This is a genomic window from Anaerotignum lactatifermentans (genome assembly GCF_014982935.1).
Taxonomy (GTDB): Bacteria; Bacillota; Clostridia; order Lachnospirales; family Anaerotignaceae; genus Anaerotignum; species Anaerotignum lactatifermentans.
In genome coordinates this window covers 1-2,149 of the sequence record NZ_JADCKK010000116.1, presented here as the reverse complement: position 1 = coordinate 2,149, position 2,149 = coordinate 1, and the positions used below count along the sequence as shown (strand labels likewise).

Sequence of the window (2,149 nt, the reverse complement as noted above, 5' to 3'; positions counted from 1 at the left end):
CGATCTCCCGCCCCCACCTGATCCCCCGTGGTGGCCCGGCGACCGTTGATATAGACATTGCCCTGCTCCACGAAGCGGTCGGCTTCGCGGCGGGAGCACAGGCCGCTTTCACTGATGTACTTGTTGATACGGGTAGAGGTTCTTAACGGCATAAAGCGCTACGTCATCCCATTGGGTTAAAAGAAGAGCCCGGCTGCTGGAGGAAGGCGACTTCTTCCGGCGTGGAGAGAACAGGCTCCAGCGTTTGAAACCAGAAGACCATCACGGCCTGCGCATCTGCGCGCATGGTGCACCTCCCCTGGAGTGCGTCGTTGACGTCCTCCCCGCCCTAAAGGACGGGGATTCCAACTTCTTGAGGGCAACGTCCTGCCCCGAGGCTGAGGATATTCCGGGCCGCATTCACGTCCCGGTCGTGGAGTACACCACACTCCACGCACTCCCAGACCCTTACTCGCAACCCGTTGACGCCCTGCGGCCCGCTAAGCGAGCCGCACGACGAACAGGCGCGGGTGGTGTTGGTTTCGCGAACGACCTTGAAGACAATGCCTGCGTGAGCGCATTTATATTCCAGCATCGTTTTCAGTTGTGACCAGCCAGCGTCGTAGACGCTTTTGGCCATCCTGGTCTTCGCGAGCCTGGTTGAGGAAACATCGCCCACGACGATTTCGCCGTACTGGTTGACGAGTTTCCGGGAAAACTTGTGCTGCGCGTCCTGGCGACGGTTCTTGATCTTGGCGTGAATAGCTTTTACCCGCCGCTTGTTGCGGGCACGTTGGGCTGTCGCCAACTGGTCTTCCATGCGGCGGTAGAAGCGGCTGTTTTCCAGCCTTCCTCCATCGCTACAGGTGGCCACATCCTTGAGCCCAAGGTCGATGCCAACGGCGCCCTGCCCAAGCGTCGGCTGCACGTCCACCTCGACCGCAACATTGAAATACCACCGGCCCCGGCTATCTTCGTTGAAACTGCCGGCACGGAACTTGTATGTCGACAGGCCGTAGCTATCCCACACCTTGAAGTAGGTGCCGTTGTGAAATACCTGCCCGTTCTTCCACTTGGCCGCGCCGGTATTGACCGGAATCCAGCCAAGTGAGCGGCGTACACCGCCGGACTTGCGCCAATTCAAGCGGGGCTTTTTGAACTGCTTGCGGCGGGCAACGTATTCAGCAGCGATGCATTGCAGCGTTTGGCTGTGCAGGCCGAGGTCCTTGCCAGCACCCTTGGTATAGGGGTGCATGTCGTAGGCAGACAGAAACAGACCTTTCTCCCGAATGGCTCGGGAAGACAGTTCGTTGAGGTAGTTCCAAACAAAATTCACGCTGCGGGCCATGCGGTTAAGCTCGGCGGCGTGTTTGTCCTTCACTCGAACCTTGAGGGTCTTGGTCTGCTTCATGGCTTCGAATATACTTGGTCTATGGAAACCAAACAAGCTATCAGAACGGGAAGACACTGCGTTTTTAAACTCCATGCCCATTTGGTCTTTGTCACCAGGTATCGGGGCAAGGTGTTCACCGGCGCGCATCTCAACTCCCTCGAATTGCTTTTCGACCGAGTGTGTCGGGACTTCGAGGCGGAGCTACAGGAGTTCAACGGTAAAACCGATCACGTCCATTTGCTTGTCAACTTTCCACCCAAAGTGGCGGTATCCAGGCTGGTGAATAGTTTGAAGGGGGTATCCAGCCGGCGGATGAAGTTACTACACCCTGAACTGGTGCAGCCCGCCTACCGGAAGAACTCGCTGTGGAGTCCAAGCTACTTTGCGGGAAGTGTCGGAGGCGCCCCCCTGAGCATGGTCAAGCAGTATATTGAGCAACAATCGAGGCCGGACTAGGGGCGCTCTCGCGCCCCTCGCTATCCATCCTCGCACTAGAAGTACGAGGTTTTTCGCGATGTTCGATAATCCATAGCAATTTGGCAAGGCCGCCCGCCGAACTCTTGGCGACCTTGACGATGGCCCACACGACAATGACGAGCCAAATCAAACCTAACAAACCGCCGACTTCAATACCCATGGTAACTCCTTGTTGGGTTGCATCCGTGAGCATTTAGCTAAGCACATGTTAGGCAAGCGCACAAGGTTGGTTCAAGGTTCTGGCACACGTAGAATCATTTCACCACCGCGAATCTCGATGGCCAAGTGATTCAAAAAGCT

At 56.7% G+C, this 2,149-nt stretch carries 5 protein-coding genes; 1 reads left to right on the top strand and 4 read right to left on the bottom strand.

All coding sequences use genetic code 11. The features are described 5' to 3' along the window. From INF29_RS15280 to INF29_RS14070, 3 genes are all read right to left on the bottom strand, one after another. Nucleotides 1–152 (bottom strand): S4 domain-containing protein (locus INF29_RS15280; protein WP_272872668.1); only part of this gene is annotated, 152 nt, incomplete at its 3' end. 11 nt (nucleotides 153–163) lie between these two features. Further along, complete coding sequence (locus INF29_RS14980) at nucleotides 164–286, bottom strand: hypothetical protein (RefSeq protein WP_269799723.1); 123 nt, start codon at nucleotides 284–286, stop codon at nucleotides 164–166. Between the two features lie 42 nt (nucleotides 287–328). Continuing rightward, nucleotides 329–1,519 (bottom strand): RNA-guided endonuclease InsQ/TnpB family protein, encoded by a 1,191-nt coding sequence (locus INF29_RS14070; protein WP_243184188.1) that lies wholly within the window; start codon nucleotides 1,517–1,519, stop codon nucleotides 329–331. On the opposite strand from INF29_RS14070, the gene tnpA reads away from it, so the two are divergent. Next, nucleotides 1,412–1,828, top strand: coding sequence for an IS200/IS605 family transposase (gene tnpA, locus INF29_RS14065; protein WP_154518904.1), 417 nt, complete (start codon nucleotides 1,412–1,414; stop codon nucleotides 1,826–1,828). The genes INF29_RS14070 and tnpA overlap by 108 nt on opposite strands. Here tnpA and INF29_RS14060 read toward each other — a convergent pair. Beyond that, nucleotides 1,791–2,009 carry a hypothetical protein gene (locus INF29_RS14060; RefSeq protein WP_193487347.1) on the bottom strand — a complete coding sequence of 73 codons (219 nt, stop codon included), beginning with the start codon at nucleotides 2,007–2,009 and terminating at the stop codon, nucleotides 1,791–1,793. The two genes, tnpA and INF29_RS14060, sit on opposite strands and share 38 nt — an antisense overlap. Between the last annotated feature and the right edge of the window lie 140 nt (nucleotides 2,010–2,149).